Annotated in this window: 19 protein-coding genes; 7 read left to right on the top strand and 12 right to left on the bottom strand. The window is 60.0% G+C overall.

Annotation, left to right across the window (positions count from 1 at the left end):
* Positions 1 to 53 precede the first annotated feature (53 nt).
* Both J1W56_RS06875 and lgt read right to left on the bottom strand, forming a co-directional pair.
* A complete protein-coding gene (locus J1W56_RS06875) occupies positions 54 to 1136 on the bottom strand; it encodes a class I SAM-dependent methyltransferase (RefSeq protein ID WP_223612583.1) in 1083 nt (360 codons plus the stop codon).
* The gene (lgt, locus tag J1W56_RS06880; protein ID WP_223612584.1) at positions 1133 to 1984 is read right to left on the bottom strand and encodes a prolipoprotein diacylglyceryl transferase; all 852 of its coding nucleotides are present in this window, start codon (positions 1982 to 1984) and stop codon (positions 1133 to 1135) included. The genes J1W56_RS06875 and lgt overlap by 4 nt, the downstream gene beginning before the upstream one ends.
* A 162-nt stretch (positions 1985 to 2146) precedes the next feature.
* Here lgt and J1W56_RS06885 point away from each other — a divergent pair, with 162 nt between their 5' ends.
* The 3 genes from J1W56_RS06885 to J1W56_RS06895 all read left to right on the top strand — a co-directional run bounded on the left by J1W56_RS06885 (position 2147) and on the right by J1W56_RS06895 (position 3828).
* Positions 2147 to 2470 carry an accessory factor UbiK family protein gene (locus J1W56_RS06885; protein WP_223612585.1) on the top strand — a complete coding sequence of 108 codons (324 nt, stop codon included), beginning with the start codon at positions 2147 to 2149 and terminating at the stop codon, positions 2468 to 2470.
* Positions 2471 to 2957: 487 nt separating this feature from the next.
* Entirely contained in the window at positions 2958 to 3458 is a 501-nt protein-coding gene (locus tag J1W56_RS06890) for a type III secretion system chaperone family protein (protein ID WP_091877999.1), read from the top strand.
* 34 nt (positions 3459 to 3492) lie between these two features.
* Entirely contained in the window at positions 3493 to 3828 is a 336-nt protein-coding gene (locus J1W56_RS06895; RefSeq protein WP_223612586.1) for a tRNA-binding protein, read from the top strand.
* 72 nt (positions 3829 to 3900) lie between these two features.
* Here J1W56_RS06895 and J1W56_RS06900 read toward each other — a convergent pair whose 3' ends face one another.
* The 3 genes from J1W56_RS06900 to J1W56_RS06910 form a co-directional block, all read right to left on the bottom strand.
* The gene (locus J1W56_RS06900; protein WP_223612587.1) at positions 3901 to 5472 is read right to left on the bottom strand and encodes a GMC family oxidoreductase; all 1572 of its coding nucleotides are present in this window, start codon (positions 5470 to 5472) and stop codon (positions 3901 to 3903) included.
* Between the two features lie 48 nt (positions 5473 to 5520).
* Positions 5521 to 6096 carry a gluconate 2-dehydrogenase subunit 3 family protein gene (locus J1W56_RS06905; RefSeq protein ID WP_223612588.1) on the bottom strand — a complete coding sequence of 192 codons (576 nt, stop codon included), beginning with the start codon at positions 6094 to 6096 and terminating at the stop codon, positions 5521 to 5523.
* Between the two features lie 87 nt (positions 6097 to 6183).
* Positions 6184 to 6579 carry a VOC family protein gene (locus J1W56_RS06910; protein ID WP_223612589.1) on the bottom strand — a complete coding sequence of 132 codons (396 nt, stop codon included), beginning with the start codon at positions 6577 to 6579 and terminating at the stop codon, positions 6184 to 6186.
* 231 nt (positions 6580 to 6810) lie between these two features.
* On the opposite strand from J1W56_RS06910, the gene J1W56_RS06915 reads away from it, so the two are divergent.
* On the top strand, positions 6811 to 7122 hold the full coding sequence (locus tag J1W56_RS06915; RefSeq protein WP_223612590.1) for a ribbon-helix-helix domain-containing protein: 312 nt from the start codon (positions 6811 to 6813) through the stop codon (positions 7120 to 7122).
* Between the two features lie 3 nt (positions 7123 to 7125).
* Here the strand turns inward: J1W56_RS06915 and J1W56_RS06920 are convergent, their stop codons facing one another.
* From J1W56_RS06920 to J1W56_RS06930, 3 genes are all read right to left on the bottom strand, one after another.
* Positions 7126 to 8421: a sensor histidine kinase gene (locus J1W56_RS06920; RefSeq protein WP_374042724.1), complete on the bottom strand. Its 1296-nt coding sequence runs from the start codon at positions 8419 to 8421 to the stop codon at positions 7126 to 7128.
* Between the two features lie 175 nt (positions 8422 to 8596).
* Positions 8597 to 9307: a response regulator gene (locus J1W56_RS06925; protein ID WP_223612591.1), complete on the bottom strand. Its 711-nt coding sequence runs from the start codon at positions 9305 to 9307 to the stop codon at positions 8597 to 8599.
* 62 nt (positions 9308 to 9369) lie between these two features.
* Positions 9370 to 9873, bottom strand: coding sequence for a MarR family winged helix-turn-helix transcriptional regulator (locus tag J1W56_RS06930; RefSeq protein ID WP_223612592.1), 504 nt, complete (start codon positions 9871 to 9873; stop codon positions 9370 to 9372).
* A gap of 362 nt (positions 9874 to 10235) precedes the next feature.
* On the opposite strand from J1W56_RS06930, the gene J1W56_RS06935 reads away from it, so the two are divergent.
* The 3 genes from J1W56_RS06935 to J1W56_RS06945 all read left to right on the top strand — a co-directional run bounded on the left by J1W56_RS06935 (position 10236) and on the right by J1W56_RS06945 (position 12368).
* Positions 10236 to 11126 carry a branched-chain amino acid aminotransferase gene (locus tag J1W56_RS06935; protein WP_223612593.1) on the top strand — a complete coding sequence of 297 codons (891 nt, stop codon included), beginning with the start codon at positions 10236 to 10238 and terminating at the stop codon, positions 11124 to 11126.
* Positions 11127 to 11304: 178 nt separating this feature from the next.
* On the top strand, positions 11305 to 11616 hold the full coding sequence (locus tag J1W56_RS06940) for a hypothetical protein (protein ID WP_223612594.1): 312 nt from the start codon (positions 11305 to 11307) through the stop codon (positions 11614 to 11616).
* A gap of 107 nt (positions 11617 to 11723) precedes the next feature.
* Positions 11724 to 12368 carry an MBL fold metallo-hydrolase gene (locus tag J1W56_RS06945; protein WP_223612595.1) on the top strand — a complete coding sequence of 215 codons (645 nt, stop codon included), beginning with the start codon at positions 11724 to 11726 and terminating at the stop codon, positions 12366 to 12368.
* A 55-nt stretch (positions 12369 to 12423) separates the two neighbouring features.
* On the opposite strand, the gene J1W56_RS06950 is transcribed toward J1W56_RS06945, so the two are convergent.
* The 4 genes from J1W56_RS06950 to J1W56_RS06965 form a co-directional block, all read right to left on the bottom strand.
* Positions 12424 to 12840: a BA14K family protein gene (locus J1W56_RS06950; protein WP_223612596.1), complete on the bottom strand. Its 417-nt coding sequence runs from the start codon at positions 12838 to 12840 to the stop codon at positions 12424 to 12426.
* A gap of 365 nt (positions 12841 to 13205) precedes the next feature.
* On the bottom strand, positions 13206 to 13421 hold the full coding sequence (locus J1W56_RS06955) for a cold-shock protein (protein ID WP_105732051.1): 216 nt from the start codon (positions 13419 to 13421) through the stop codon (positions 13206 to 13208).
* A 428-nt stretch (positions 13422 to 13849) separates the two neighbouring features.
* Complete coding sequence (locus tag J1W56_RS06960; RefSeq protein WP_223613452.1) at positions 13850 to 14677, bottom strand: lytic transglycosylase domain-containing protein; 828 nt, start codon at positions 14675 to 14677, stop codon at positions 13850 to 13852.
* 124 nt (positions 14678 to 14801) lie between these two features.
* Entirely contained in the window at positions 14802 to 15713 is a 912-nt protein-coding gene (locus tag J1W56_RS06965; RefSeq protein WP_223612597.1) for a lipid kinase, read from the bottom strand.
* Between the last annotated feature and the right edge of the window lie 20 nt (positions 15714 to 15733).

The following is a 15733-nucleotide window of genomic DNA, read 5'->3' on the forward strand; positions in this document are numbered from 1 at the left end:
TTCTCAAGGCTGCGGATGGTGGTGGAGCATCGACGCGAAGTCAATTGCTTCCGTCATGTGGATTCGAATGGAAACAAATGTGTGGCGGAGTCCGCGACGCAAAGCACCTTGAACAGCGTGCCCATCTGATCGGGGCCTGCCAACCGCTCGACATCGGCGCGGATCTGCTCCTGGAACGCCGCCGGCTTGCCGCTGCCGAGGGCGCCGGCGCGGTCGAGCAAGCCCATGGCGATGAGAAAATCTCCCTGCGTCATGGCATTCGCCGTGCAGCCTTCAGAACGCGCGGCCTTTGCCAGCATGGCAAAATCCACATGGCTGGTCAGGTCGGCTTCGCCCGGCGTGTCCAGCACGTCAACAGGCTTATGGCTGCGCAGCGCCTGCAGCGTATCGCCGAAACCCTGGTGCAGATGGCCATAATCGAAGAGCAGCGCCGCACCGCGCGCGCGGTGCAGGCGTTCGGCGATATCCTGCATCAGCGCACTGCGTGCCGGGGCAATCTCGACAATGCTGCCATCGGGTGCCGTGCTGTGTCCGGCGGGCAATAGCGCCGTATCGATCGATCCGCTTCCCGCCGCAAATGCCAGGTTGCCGCCGTCGTCGACGGTGACGATGCGGTCGACGAAACGCCCGCCCGATTTGACGTACTGGCGGACCGGAATGGCATCGAACAGCTCGTTGGCCAGGAGAACCAGCGGACCGGATGGCAAATCGCCGAACTGCGCATGCCATTGGATTTCCAGGCCCGATGGCGCGAGTGTCTCTTTCTGGATCTGCACGAGGCGCGGGCTGATCTCGACCATGCGGATCCGTGCCGCCGCGATGAAATCCGGGGCAAGCTTCGATGCCGTCCGCAGCACGTCCTGCATCAGCGTGCCGCGTCCGGGGCCCATCTCGCACAGGATAAATGCGGCGGGCGATCCCATCGCCTGCCAGGCGCTGACGCACCAGACGCCGGCAAGCTCGCCGAACATCTGGCTGACTTCCGGGGCGGTGATGAAATCACCCTCGCGGCCAAACGGTTCGCGCGTCGTGTAATAGCCGGCTTCCGGATCGAACAGGCACATCGCCATGTAGTCGGCAACGCTGACCGGGCCTGTCAGCCCGATCTGCCGGATGATGCGTTGTTTCAGTGTCATCGTCCGGTGGAAACTTCCGGGTTGCGGGCGGTCAGCAGCGCCCACAGGCCGACGAGCACCATGGGAACGGACAGGATCATGCCCATCGTCAGCCAGCCGCCATAGAGATAACCGAGCTGGGCATCCGGCTCGCGGAAGAACTCGACAAAGATGCGCGACAGGCCATAGCCGGTGATGAAGGCGCCGCCGATAAAGCGCGGGCTCTTCAGCTTGCGGCCGTAAAAGATCAGCAGCGCCAGGGTGGCGAACAGGACGATGCCTTCCAGCGCCGCCTCGTACAGCTGGCTCGGATGGCGGACGAACGGGCCGCCGGTCGGGAAGATCATGCCCCAGGGCACATCGGTGATGCGGCCCCAGAGTTCGCCATTGATGAAATTGGCAACACGGACCAGCCCGAGGCCGACGGGAACGCCCGCGGCGATGGTGTCGATCATGCTGAACACCTTGATCTTGCGCGAGCGGGCAAACAGAATCATCGCCAGCGTGGTGCCGATCAACCCGCCATGGAAGGACATGCCGCCTTCCCACACCTTGAAGATGTCGAAGGGGTGGCTGATGTAGCGGGCCAGATCGTAGAACAGGATATAGCCGATGCGCCCGCCCAGAACCACGCCAAGCGCAGCCCACAGGACGAAGTCGTCGAGATCGTTGGGCTTCATCGGCGGCGTGTTGTTGGCCCACAGGCGCGGCTTGCTGATGAGTCTCTTGCCGTACCACCAGGCGAAGAGAATGCCGACGACATAGCCGAGGCCATACCAGTGAACGGAGAACGGCCCGATGGAAAAGATCACCGGATCGATATTGGGAAATGCGATCGCGGCCATCGTCGGGACAAGTATTTCGCTCACAATAGGCACTCCGTCATCATCAGGTTCATCGGCGCGGACCATGCGCGAGGGCAGGAACAGCGTCAAGCCGCCTGTCCGGTAACATTTGTGCAATTATGACCTTCGCTTGCAATCGCCTGCCGCGGCGATTATTTGATGGGGAAAGCAACAGAGGTATCTGCCATGACCAATGGATCAAACCGCGTTCTTGATGAACTGGCCAAGCTCGTGACTGACGCTGCCGGTGCAGCGCAGGGCGTCCGCCGCGAAGTCGAAACCGCTTTCCGTGGGCAGGCTGAACGGCTGCTCAACACCATGGATGTGGTGCAGCGCGAGGACTTCGAAGCGGTGCGCGAAATGGCCATCCGTGCCCGTGCCGAAAACACGGCGCTGCTCGCCCGTATCGAAGCGCTGGAAGCGCTCGTCGGCCACAAGGAAAAGCCTGGCGCCGATGCGGCCAAACCGGCAAAGGCAGCCGCCGCCGGCACGCGCGCCAAGAAGGACTGACCGTCAAAAGAATCGCATTTTTGCAGGCCCATTGCCCGTGTCCGGGCAGTGGGCCTTTTGCATTTTTGACCGCTCCGGAATCGCGGACACTCTCTGCGGAGCGCCCGGGCGCCGTTTCGCGGTGTTTTATCCGGCATATTCGGGCTGTCCCCAAAATAAATCTTAAGAAATTATCAACAGGTGGAAATCGCCGAAAATCGTTTTCTTAGAGTCAGTTAAAGGCTGGTCGTGAATCATTTTCATAACATCTGTCCACACCCATTCGCGCCATTTGGCCAAAAGGGGACTGGCGCTCGGACTCAGCATCAATACACTGAAATTACAGCATGATTCGTTTCAATGGTCATGCAGCGGGTAACAAGTTCATATCCGTGGTCCGGCTGGTGCGTACTGCCTGCCGGTGAGTTTTCAAGCGTTAGGTGTCCTTTGGGTGGGTGCGCTGTGCTCCCGCAGCGTCAGATGAGATTCGATTGAGCAGGTAATGGCGATGAGCCTTCTGGAAATAGAGATTGCGCGTGATTTGCATCCGGTCGATGTGATTGAACATGTGGCCCATGCCAATGAATGGGCTTTCGAGCGCACCGGGGACGACGAGATTGCCATTACGGTCGAGGGCAACTGGACCGATTACCAGATTTCCTTCTCGTGGATGGAAGATTTCGAGGCGCTGCATCTGGCCTGCGCCTTTGACATCGCGGTCAGCGAACCGCGCGTCAATGAAGTGATGCGACTGCTGTCGCTGATCAACGAACAGCTGCTGATGGGGCATTTCGATCTGTGGCGCCAGGAAGGCGCGGTGATGTACCGCCAGTCGCTGCTTCTGTCCGGCGGCGCGGAACCGACGAGCAAACAGGTGGAAGTGCTCCTGTCCAGTGCGCTGGACGCCTGCGAGACCTATTTCCAGGCATTCCAGTTTGTTGTCTGGTCGGGCTCGACAGCACGGGAATCGCTCGATAGCATTCTGTTCGAGACGGTCGGTTCTGCCTGACCGGAAGCATGGCGGTTTGTTTGAGTTGAATGTGATGACCATCAGTTTTGATGATTTTGAGAAAGTGGATATCCGCGTCGGCACGATCGTCGAGGCGGAAACCTTCCCGGAAGCGCGCAAGCCGGCCTTCAAGCTCAAGATCGATTTCGGCCCGGAAATCGGGGTGAAGAAGTCCTCCGCGCAGATCACCAAGCACCACACGCTGGACGAGCTGAAAGGCCGCCAGGTGATGGCGGTGGTCAACTTCCCGCCGCGCCAGATCGGCCCGTTCATGTCGGAAGTGCTGACACTGGGTTTTCCGGACGAGGAAGGCGGGGTTGTTCTGGCCGCCATCAGCAAGCCGGTGCCGAACGGCGGCAAGCTGTTCTAAATACGAGCTCTTAATGAGATTCATGGGCGCAAAAGTCGGCTTTTGCGCCCAGAGCTTTTTCAGTCCCTAAATCTAGATCGTCTTCGCCGCCATCTCCTTGGCGATGTAGTCCGCCTGCCGGATGGCAAGCGTGACAATCGTCAATGTCGGGTTTTCCGCTCCGCCCGAGGTGAACTGGCTGCCGTCGGAGACGAAGAGATTCTTGATGTCGTGGCTCTGGCCGAACTTGTTGACCACGCCATCCCTCGGCTTCTCGCTCATGCGGTTGGTGCCGAGATTATGGGTTGACGGGTAGGGCGGTGTCGGCAGGGTGCGGGTTGCGCCGACGGCCTTGTAAAGGGCCTGACCCTGTTTGTAGGCATGGTTGCGCATCGCGGTGTCGTTGGGGTGGTCGCTGAAGTTCACATTGGCGATGGGCAGGCCGTACTGGTCCTTCTCCTCCTTGTGCAGGGTGATGCGGTTGTTCTCCTGCGGCATGTCCTCGCCGACGATCCACAGGCCGGCCATGTTGGCATATTCATCGAGCGCCGAGGTGAAGGAACGGCCCCAGCCGCCCGGATCGAGAAACGCCGCCATGAAGGGCAGGCCGAGCGACAGCGTTTCCATTTCATAGCCGCCGACAAAGCCGCGCGCCGGGTCATGCCGTGCCTCGTCGCGGATGATACCGGCCATGGTGGTGCCGCGATACATGTGCACGGGCTTTTCGAAGATGCCGTAGACCGAGCCGGTGGTGTGGCGCATGTAGTTGCGCCCGACCTGGCCGGAGGAGTTCACCAGTCCATCCGGGAACATCGTCGAGGCGGAATTCAGCAGCAGGCGCGGACTCTCGATCGAATTGCCGGCAACGGCAACGATGCGGGCCTTCTGCACATGCTGCTTGCCGTCCTTGTCGACATAGAGCACGCCGGTCACCTTGCCGCTCTTGTCGTGCTCGATCTTCTGCACCATCGCATTGGGGCGGATTTCCAGCCTGCCGGTGGCTTCCCCCTTGGGGATTTCCGTATAGAGCGTCGACCATTTGGCGCCCCATTTGCACCCCTGGAAACAGAACCCTGTCTGCTGGCACGCCATGCGGTCATCCCGCTCGGCGGAGTTGATCGCCATGTTGCCGGTGTGGCATTCCTTGTAGCCGAGCTTGTCGGCCCCGGCTTTCAGCACCTTGAAGTTGTTGTTGCCCGGCAGGCCGGCAATGCCATTGGTGCGGGTCACGCCCATCTTGTCCTCGGCCCTGGCGTAATAGGGCTCGAGTTCCTTCAGGGTGAGAGGCCAGTCGAGCAGGTTGGCGCCCTCGAGCTTGCCGTAATGGCTCAGGGTGCGGAACTCGTGCTCCTGCAAACGCAGCGAGGCACCGGCCCAATGGGTGGTGGTGCCGCCAACCGATTTGACGATCCACGCGGGAAGGTTGGGAAAATCCTTGGCGACCCGCCAGTCGCCGGATGTGCTGCGTTTGTCGACCCAGGCAAGCTGGCCGAAACTGTCCCATTCGTCATTGATGAAGTCTTCATATTCGTGCCGGGCGCCGGCTTCGAGTATGACGACGTCGATGCCCTTCTGCGCGAGTTCGTTGCCAAGCGTACCGCCGCCGGCGCCGGAACCGATGATGACGACAACGTGGTCGTCCTTGAGATCATAAGGTGCAGCCATGGTTTCCTCCCGATAGGCTGAAGAACAATGTGCGATGGCCGAGACGGCTCAAAGCCACTCGATGTCGCTGAAGCCGCGGGCGATATAGCCGCCCTTCGAGTAGGATTCGCCTTCATAGCCAAAGAGCGGCCACAACTCCTTCTGGTTGTAGAGCCCGGTGACAAGACCACCTCGAATTGTCTGGAAGAACGGCGTGTCCTCAATCTGGCGCAGCAGTTTCAACCGGTGCTCTTCCCAGTCGAGACCGAGATAGCCGCCTTTGCCGGCCCGCCTGTCGAGGTCGGCGATGCCGGTCTCGATCAGCTCCTTCTGCTTGGGATCGGACCCTGCCTTGGCGTCGTAGGGTTTGACGGCAATGGCGTAGAAGCGGTCGGGAATGTTGTCATGCGGGTAGATATCGCGCGCCAGCTGGATCAGCGTCGCCATGGTCTCGGGCTTGAGATTGGATGTCTCGAGGCCCCAGGCCTGCTGCGGATGGATGATGGAATTGCCGCTGATGACCAACAGAGCGCCGAGGCTGGCCATGCCGCCCCGTTTGAGCAGTTCACGCCGCGACAGGCCCGCCTGCGTGGCGGAGCCGGATTTGCCCGGCTCCGCGGCCTTGCGGTTGAATATCGTTACCATGGATTTCCTCCCTTGCTTGCTATCGGCGCTCTCCCCCGAGCGCGCCCTTGCTGGCTGATGGTGTCCTCCAACGCCGTTCAGCCGGTTTCAGACGAACCGGCCCTGTCGTTGCAGGACTTCAATCTTGTAGCCGTCCGGGTCTTCGACGAAAAAGAACCGGGCCAGCAGCGCACCCTCACGCTTGAATTCGACAATGTCACGGATTTTGAAATCGAGACCTTTCAGCCGGGTATGCTGGGCGTCGAGATCATCGACGCTGACCGCGAGATGGCCGTAGCCATCACCGACATTGTAGGGTTCGGTGCGGCCCTTGTTGATTGTCAGTTCGAGCTCGAATGCCGTTTCGCTGTTCCGCAGATAGACAAGCGTGAAACTGTCGAAATCCAGCCGGTCGGCGACTTCGAGGCCGAATGCCTGTTGATAGAATGATACGGACCTGTCCTCATCGAGCACGCGGATCATGGAATGGATGGCTTTTGCCAAAAAGACCTCCTTTGACGTTGCGCCCCGCGGCAAAACTTCGGTTGCAGTTGCAGGGCATGTCGGCGATTATGGACCCGGGAAAACAGAATGGGTGGCAATCGGCTACCACACCGCCGGAAGAGCGGAATAATTTTCGCCGGCAACCGATCCGGTGCGCAAAATTTCACCTGCCGGGATGAAGCGCATCAAGGGGATGGCCGATGGCGAAGCAGAAAAAGGGAGGTTCGTTGGATGTGTAAGGTATTTGCAGAACAGGATCCGGAAGGCTACCGGCAGATCAACCGTTCTGTGCGCATTGCCGGGCATTCCACCAGCATCCAGCTGGAAGTCACGTTCTGGAAGCTTCTGGACGAGATCGCCGTCAGCCAGAACATGACGACGCCGCGCTTCATCTCGACGCTTTACGATGAGGCCCTGCAGGCCAATGGCGAGATTCCGAATTTCGCCTCGATGCTGCGCACCACCTGTGCGCTGTATTTGCGCGGTGTCCAGGCAACCGCCGAAACCTCCTGCGTGACGCCGATCGGCAACCGGGCCGCCTGACGATCAGGCGGGAATACGCACGACGGCGCGCAGGCCGCCCATGGGGCTTTCGTCCAGGGTGATATCGCCGCCATGGCTGCGGGCAATGTCAAGCGCGATGGCAAGCCCGAGCCCGGTGCCGCTGGCATCCTGATTGCGCGCCTCATCCAGCCGGAAGAATGGCTTGAACACCTCGTCGCGCATCTCCTTGGGGATGCCGGAGCCGTCATCGTCGATGGTGATGCTCAGCCAGCCGTCGCGGTGATCGGCGGTGACGACGACATTCTTGGCATAGCGGAACGAGTTCGATACCAGGTTGGAGATCAGGCGCGAGAAGGCATTGGGCCGGACCTGAATCTCCGGTTCGCCGCGAATGCTGGATTTGAAGCCGCGCTCCAGCAGGGTGCCTTCCTCTTTCAGTTTGGTGAATAGGCGTTCCAGGTTGAAGGTGCCGGTTTCTTCCTCCGCCTCGCTGCGGGCAAAGGCGAGATAGCCTTCCAGCATGGACTGCATGTCCTCGATATCCTGCTCCATCGCTTCCGTATCGACCTTGTGGCCGACCAGCGCAAGCTGCAGCTTGAAGCGGGTGAGGATCGTCCGCAGGTCGTGGCTGACGCCGCTCAGCATGGTGGTGCGCTGCTCGATCTGGCGTTCGATGCGCTCGCGCATGACGATGAAGGCCGCGCCCGCCCGCCGGACTTCCTCCGCGCCGCGCGGCTTGAAATCGGGCGGTGTCGCCCGGCCCTTGCCGAAACTGTCGGCGGCCGCGGCCAGCTGCTGGATCGGCTTGATCTGGTTGCGCAGGAACAGGATGGCGATGGCCAGCAGCACCAGCGCCGAGCCGGACATCCAGACCAGGAGAATCAGCGTGTTGGAGGCATAGGCCTGGCTGCGGCGGGCAAAGACCCGCAGGACCTTGCCTTCCAGCTGGATGCGGATTTCGACGAGATCGGAATCGCCTATTGTGTCGATCCAGAACGGCCGGTTGATCTGCTTGGTGATCTCGGCGCTCAGCGGTTCGTCAAGAATGGAAAAGAACGGCTTCGGACCGGGTGCAGGCAAGGGGTCGGGCGGCAGGATGGAGATGTTGAGCGACAATCTCTCGCGCGCAATGCGGATGAGGTTTTCATAGCCGGGGTCCTGCGGATAGGTGTCCATCAGGTCGATGATGCCGGAGATGTCGCGCACCACGGCCGTCGACAGGCGCTGGGTGACCGTCTGCCAGTAGCGCTCCATGAACACGAAGGCGATGACCGACTGCAGCAGCACCATGGGTGCGATGATGATGATCAGCGAGCGGGCATAGAGCCGTTTCGGCATCCACTGCGCCAGCCAGCGGGAAAACTTCCGCCAGGGGCCGAGCAGCGTGCTGCGGCGGCGGCGCCAATGCCGCTGCCTGACTGCCAATGCGCGTTTTGCACTGTCCGTTTGTGCCATATGATCGGTGCCCACTCGCGCATTGGTTATTGCGTCCTGATCCCGCGGATCGCGACGTTTACTCCACGCTCAATTTATAGCCGACGCCGCGCACCGTCTGCAACCAAACCGGATTGGCCGGGTCATTTTCTATCTTGCGGCGCAGCCGGTTGATCTGCACGTCGATCGTCCGTTCGCCGACATCGCCTTCCTGGCCGGTCAGCTCATGCCGGGGCACGGTTTCACCGGCACGGGCCGCGAATATCGCCATGATATCCTGCTCGCGGTCGGTCAGGCGGATCAGTTCGCCCGAACGCTTCAACTCGCGCTTGGCGATGACGAAGGTATAGGGCCCGAAAACGATCTGCTCGATCTTGGCCTGTGATGCCGGGGCGCCGCGGCGCAGGATATTGTTGATGCGCAGGATCAGTTCGCGCGGATCGAAGGGCTTCGGCAGATAATCATCCGCACCGGCTTCCAGACCGCTGATGCGGCTGTCGGTTTCCGACAGGGCCGTGAGCATCAGAATGGGAACGCTCTTTTCCTGGCGCAGGGACTGGGTGAGGGCCACGCCGCTTTCACCCGGCATCATCACATCGAGGATCAGCAGATCGTAATCAATGCCGGCAAGCTTGCGCCTGGCCTCGTCCGCATTGGCAGCCACCGTAATGCGAAAGCCGCTGCCGGTCAGATATTGCGACAGCAAATTTCGAATCCGGGTGTCATCGTCGACAATGAGCAGGTGCGGCGCATCGTCTGAAAGCGGAAGTTCTTCACTCACCAAAATCATTCCTTCTCTCTCCGGGCATTGGCGCCCGCCCTTGGTCCCCGGACGTCCCTATCCGGCATAAACTAACCTGCCTGTGGCAGACTGTCGATCTGTTGCCTTTGGCCCGGATTGACCATCGCTTTGAGGAAATGTTCGATCACGGCCCGGTCAGCCAGACCGATTTGCTCCAATGCACTGCCAATGCGGCGTGATTGCGGTGCGGCAAGCTCAAGCGCGAGTTCTCTGCCCTTCATGGTGGGATAGAGTTCGCGCTGCCGCCGGTCGCGCGGGCCGGGTATCTGCACGACATGGCCCGTGTCGATCAGCTGCTTGAGAACACGGGCGAGACTCTGCTTGGTGATTTGCAGCACATCCAGCAGTTCCGCAACGGTCATGCCCGGCTTACGGTTGATGAAGTAGAGAACCCGGTGATGGGCGCGGCCGAAAGCCAGCTTTTCCAGAATCAGATCCGGGTCGGCGGTGAAGTCACGGTAGGCAAAGAAAAACAGCTCGATGAGGTCGAGTTCGCGCGCATCCGCCTTGGTCAGGGCTGTCTCAATATGCCGATCCGGTGTATAAGGTTTCATGCAGGGCTCCCGCTCTCATTCATGTGTCGCCGAATAATATGTCAGTCTTGTTGACTTAATTTTAGACTGCTGATAATTTTTGGCAAGCTGTTGGCCGCATTTTGAATGAAACGAAAAGCCAATAAGTGTTTCCGGGACATTTTTCCTCATCGAAACGCCTATTGCTGCCACGCATGGTCCCGAAAATCGGCACGATTTTCATCGGGGATCAGGCGTGAATTCAAGATGGACAGCGTCCTTTGCGCGTTCAAGAAGAACGCGCGGCGCTGTCGGGAGCCAAGGTTCACCAATTGTGAAACGGGAACAATTGGCGTCGTCTCAAACCCGTCAAACGATCAGGAATCAAACGCCTGGAGGAAAACATGGCATCCGTACCATTTGATCAGCTTGAAGGTTACATCTGGATGAATGGCGAATTCGTTCGCTGGGCAGATGCTAAGGTTCACGTGCTGACTCATGGCCTGCATTATGCAAGCTCGGTCTTTGAAGGTGAGCGCGCCTATGGCGGCGAAATCTTCAAGCTCAACGAACACACGGAGCGTCTGCACGAATCGGCGCGTATTCTTGGCTTCACCATTCCCTATTCGGTCGAAGAACTGAACGATGCCTGCCGCAAGCTTCTTGCCAAGCAGGGCTTTCAGGATGCCTATGTGCGCCCGATCGCCTGGCGCGGCAGCGAGTCGATGGGCGTTTCGGCCCAGAACAACAGGATCAACGTGGCCATCGCCATCTGGCAGTGGCCAAGCTATTTCGACCCGGCGCAGAAGCTCAAGGGGATCCGCCTGGATATGGCGGAATATCGCCGCCCGGATCCGAAGACGGCCCCGTCCAAGTCCAAGGCCGCTGGTCTCTACATGATCTGCACGATCTCCAAGCACGCCGCCGAAGCCAAGGGCTATGCGGACGCGCTGATGCTCGACTGGCGCGGCCAGGTGGCCGAAGCCACCGGCGCCAACGTGTTCTTTGTCAAGGACGGCGTCATTCACACGCCGAAGCCGGATTGCTTCCTCGACGGCATCACCCGCCGCACGGTCATCGAGCTGGCCAAGCGCCGCGGCTATGAGATTGTCGAACGGGCGATCATGCCGGAAGAACTGGAAGGTTTCGAACAGTGCTTCCTGACCGGGACGGCTGCGGAAGTGACGCCGGTTTCGGAGATCGGGCCATACCGCTTCACCGTTGGCGAGATCGCGATCAACCTGATGAACGATTACGCCGCCGAAGTAACACCGAAGAAAGCAGCAGCGGAATAACTCGCAGTATCAGAGCGCAAATAAGGCGCGCTCAGCCCGATACTGCAAGCTTGCTAACGAAAACAACCGGTTGATACCTCTTTATTGAGGCATCAACCGGTTTGACATTGCCCAAAACTTAGTCAACATGCCAGTGTCAGGCATGAGTCTGACGCGAAACGTTGACGGGGTGTCAATTATGGGTGCACTTCTTCCTCTCATCATCCAACTGATCTCAGGGGCTGTCGGCGGCAATATTGTCGGCGGTATTCTCAAGAACCTGACTCTTGGCCCGACTGGCAATACGATTGCCGGCGGCGTTGGTGGACTAGTGGGTGGCTACTTGACGCAATACCTTGGCGCCGGTGGTGCCCAGCTCGTGGCAAACGCAGCATCATCGTCGGGATTTGATCTCGGCTCAATCATCGGCAATGTTGCCGGTGGCGGTGTTGGCGGTCTTATCCTCACTGCAATCGTTGGTGCGATCAAGAACGCGCTGGCCAAATCCTGATCATCACAGGACGCAAGCGATTTTCAAGGGCGGTCCCATTGGCCGCCCTTTTTATTTGGGCTAAAGCCTCATGTACGAGATTTCCGAAAGCATAGGGTTGGAACAAAATGGGACAATTGCAGGCCGGTATTATCCCCGTGACGGCCTTTCAGCAGAACTGCACGATCCTCTTCGACAGCGATGACAAGCACGGCGTCCTGATCGATCCGGGCGGTGACAATGATCAGGTGCTCCATGCCATCCGCTCCAACGGCATCACCATCGACGCCATCTGGATCACCCATGGCCATATTGATCATGCGGCAGGCGCCATGGATATGAAGGAGGCGCTCGGCGTCGATATCATCGGTCCGCACCAGGCGGATAAATTCCTTCTGGATTCAATGGAGGAGAAGGCGGTCCAGTACGGCATCCAGGGCAGCGGCGTGCGCAACTGCACGCCGGACCGCTGGCTTGCGGATGGCGATACGGTGTCCTTCGGATCGCATGTGTTCGAGGTGCTGCATTGCCCGGGCCATGCGCCGGGCCATGTGGTTTACTACAACCGGGCCGCCAAGTTCGCCCATGTCGGCGATGTCCTGTTCAACGGCTCGGTCGGCCGCACGGATTTGCCGGGCGGCGACCATGAGACCCTGATCAACTCGATCAAGAACAAGCTGTTTCCGCTTGGCGACGATATCGGCTTCATCTGCGGGCATGGCCCCGGCGGCCGTTTCGGCGAAGAGCGTCGCACCAATCCGTTCCTGACCTGACAAAAAGGCCGCCGGAGCGATCCGGCGGCCTTTTTTCGATCCGGCTGATCAGCGATCAGTTGGCGTTGCAGAAATATGCGCGTCCGTCATAGCCGCGGAACGTACCGGTTTCTGGATTGAAAGAGCGGTAGCGGTCGGCGCAATAGCGATACCAGGCGCGTGACCACGGCTGGGCGCTGCCATAATAGACCGGGCGCACTTCGCGATAGACGCGAACCGGCGCGGCGCGATAGACGGGACGATCATCGTAGTCGCGATAGATCACGTCGGGTTCGCGTGGCTGGGCGAGCGCGCCGCCGATGAGCGCACCTGCGGCAAGGCCAATGGCGCCGGCTGCGAGTGCATCGCCGCCGCCGCGATGATGATGACGGCGCCAGCCCCAATCATCAGCCGATGCCGACGAAGCAAGCGGAACGGCGATCGTTGCAAAAGCTGCCGTCGCAAGAATGGCAATCTTCATACCTTTAAACATCTGTGCCTCCTTTGAAGCATCCTTGGCGGAACTTTTGGAACCGCCTGATCGTGTTGGGCTGGACTTTCAGTGGGGGCGCCAGCCGTGATGTGTGTTTTAAACGTTCCAGAATGAATGCAAGCTGAACGGAAAGCGGGCACTTTCGTTCCCTGCATCCCATGCGGGAAAGGCACATCGACACCATAATATCAGCAAATCCATGGCAAGGAACGAGCGAAGGGTGCCGAAACTGGATAATTGGGGGGATTTCCACGCAAAGCATCCGCTTTGCGGACGCGCAGCCATCGCCGCGACCGGGGAGGTGGACTTTCAGGGAAAACCCCCGGGCGTGTCCGGGGGTCCCGAGGCGGCTTGCGCCGCCTGAATTATTCCGTAACCGTGATGTTGACGGCCTTGGGGCCCTTGCCACGACGGTCAGGCTCGGTATCGAAGGAAACCTTCTGATTGTCTGCGAGACCTGTGAGGCCGGATGCCTGAACGGCGGAGATATGGACAAAAATGTCCGCTGCGCCGTCATCCGGTTTGATAAAGCCAAAGCCTTTTTCACTGTTGAAGAATTTGACCGTACCGGTCTGTGCCATGCTCCGTTCCTTTTCCTTACTTACCGCGTTCCCCTCCGGGCTTGCGGGATTGGTAGTGCCGCCTTTTGTAAGATACATCCGGCGTAAATCATGCAGGCAGTTCTCGAATTCAGGAAAGGAGCCGATCATTGCCGGGATTTCTCCCGACCCGGTATTCTTGCGGTTCCGGCGCGCCGTTCTTCCAGTCTTCCAGTGTTCGCAGATGCCCGAACGCTTTGAGACTGCTAGAATAAGTGTTTTTTGGCAAGCAAAAGTTTTTCCATCGTTTAGGCGACTATATCGAACAGCTGTGCAGCCGACATACTTCGCCGCGCAAAATCGTTGCCTGCAACCCATGTATTAACCGTGCCGGCCACCGCAATTCGAGGTTGTACGTGGTAGTGATCCCGCATAAAACTGTCCAAATGGTCAAATATTGACGTCTGGCCCTAACGGTTGCGCAGAACAATACATGCCCCGCCCGCGCCATGCAGCTTGGCGCAGATGGCATTGGCCTCGCCGCGCGTATCGGCGCCGATGCGCACGGCATAGATGCCGCGCCGGCCCATCGGCGTGCGATAGCGGCTGATGACCGGCTCGTGCTGGTTCAGGATGGCCGGAAAGGCGCGGCGCAGCCGTTCCATCTGGTTCACGGCGGCTGAGCGGCGGAAGTTTCCGGCAATCTGGATGCCCCAGGGTTTCGGCTTGATCTGCGCCATGGAGATCGTCGCCGAGCGGACAACCGGCAATTGGCGGCAGGCGGCATCGAAGCCCAGTTTGACATTAAGCGGCGCAGCACCGATCTCGGCACCGGCAGCAAAGTCATCGGCCGGACGCCCCGTGATATCAAGCACATAGTCCTCGGTTTCGAGTGGCAGGAAACCGCCGCTCGACAGCCATTTCGACACGCGTGTCGGTCCGGCATTGTAGGCGGCCGCTGCCAGTCCCCAATTGCCGAAGGTGGCGCGCAGGTCCTTGAGCAGCGCCGCCGATGCCGGAAGCGCCTGGGCGAAATCGAAGGGATTGGCCAGTTGCCGCTCCCGGGCGGTGCCCGGCATGAACTGGGCGATGCCTTGCGCGCCGACCGGGCTCAGGGCCTGGTCGTCGAAGCGGCTTTCCTTCCAGATCAGGCGGGCAAAGAAGTCGCGCGGCACGCCGTGGCCGTCGGCCTGGGTGGCGATGGCGGCGCATATCTGGCTGACGGTCGGGGCGGGCGGCTGCGGCGGTGCCGGTACGGACGGGTTATCGGCCGCAAGCACAATCGATGCGGTCAGCATGGCGAGAGATGCCCCCAGAGCGATCTTACAAAGCGCGTTCACCCAGCCCCCATTCGTCACCCATTCCACTGATGAGCATAAAGCACAGAGAAATTGCAGAGGAAAGTCTGGAGAGGCTGTCGATTTAGACAGAAGCTGTTCCGGCCGGTGTTGCCGGAGCAAAGACCCGGATTGCCTTCTCCCGTATGCGGAAATGCGCTGGGGTCCAGGTGGTAAGGTCGCCGTCGGTGTTCACGGGGCGCGGTTTGCTTGTTTTGATGGTGACTTGCGTCGTCTGGAAGGCCCGCACATCGTCCCAGCGGCCGTGGGTGCCTTTGCGCAGGCTGGGCAGGAGACCCAGCAACCGCCACCAGTGATCCACCTCCAGGCTGTAGAAATCCAGCCGCCCGTCGTCGGCGGTCGCGGTTTCCTCTACGGTCATGCCACCGCCATAGTGGCGGCCATTGCCGACGGAAACCTGCATCGTCCGGATTGTTTCGACCGAGCCGTCATGCTCGACATAGGCGGTGAACAGCCGGGAGCGGGCGAGGAGGCGGGCGGCAACAATGGCATAGCCGAGCTTGCCCCAGCGCTTCTTGGCCTTTTCCGTCAATTCCGCGGCCAGTTCGGCACTGAAGCCGATGCTGGCAACATTGAAGAACAGGTTGCCGTTGACTTCGCCGAGATCAATGGGGCGCGGTTCGCTGGAAAGGATCAGTTCCGCCGCCTTGAGCGGGACGGGTGGCAGGCCGATCGTCCGGGCAAAATCATTGGCCGTGCCTAATGGCAAGACACCCAGTGGCAGGCCGGTCTCGACAAGACCGGCAGCGGCGGCGTTCAGCGTGCCATCACCGCCGCCGATGATCACCAGATCGCATGCATCCTGCATGCGCCTGATGAGGTCGGAGATGGATTCGTCCTTATCCGGTGACGCATCGACCAGCGTCAGCCCGCCGGTTTCCAACGCCTTGCGGATGGGATCGATCGGCTTCCGGCCGCTGCGCGCATTGGGATTGACGATAAACAGGGCGCGTCGTGGCGGTTTGGCTTGGGTCAACAGGCGGGTGCTCCGGTTTG

Origin of the sequence: Phyllobacterium calauticae (genome assembly GCF_019991125.1) — a bacterium.
Taxonomy (GTDB): domain Bacteria; phylum Pseudomonadota; class Alphaproteobacteria; order Rhizobiales; family Rhizobiaceae; genus Phyllobacterium; species Phyllobacterium calauticae.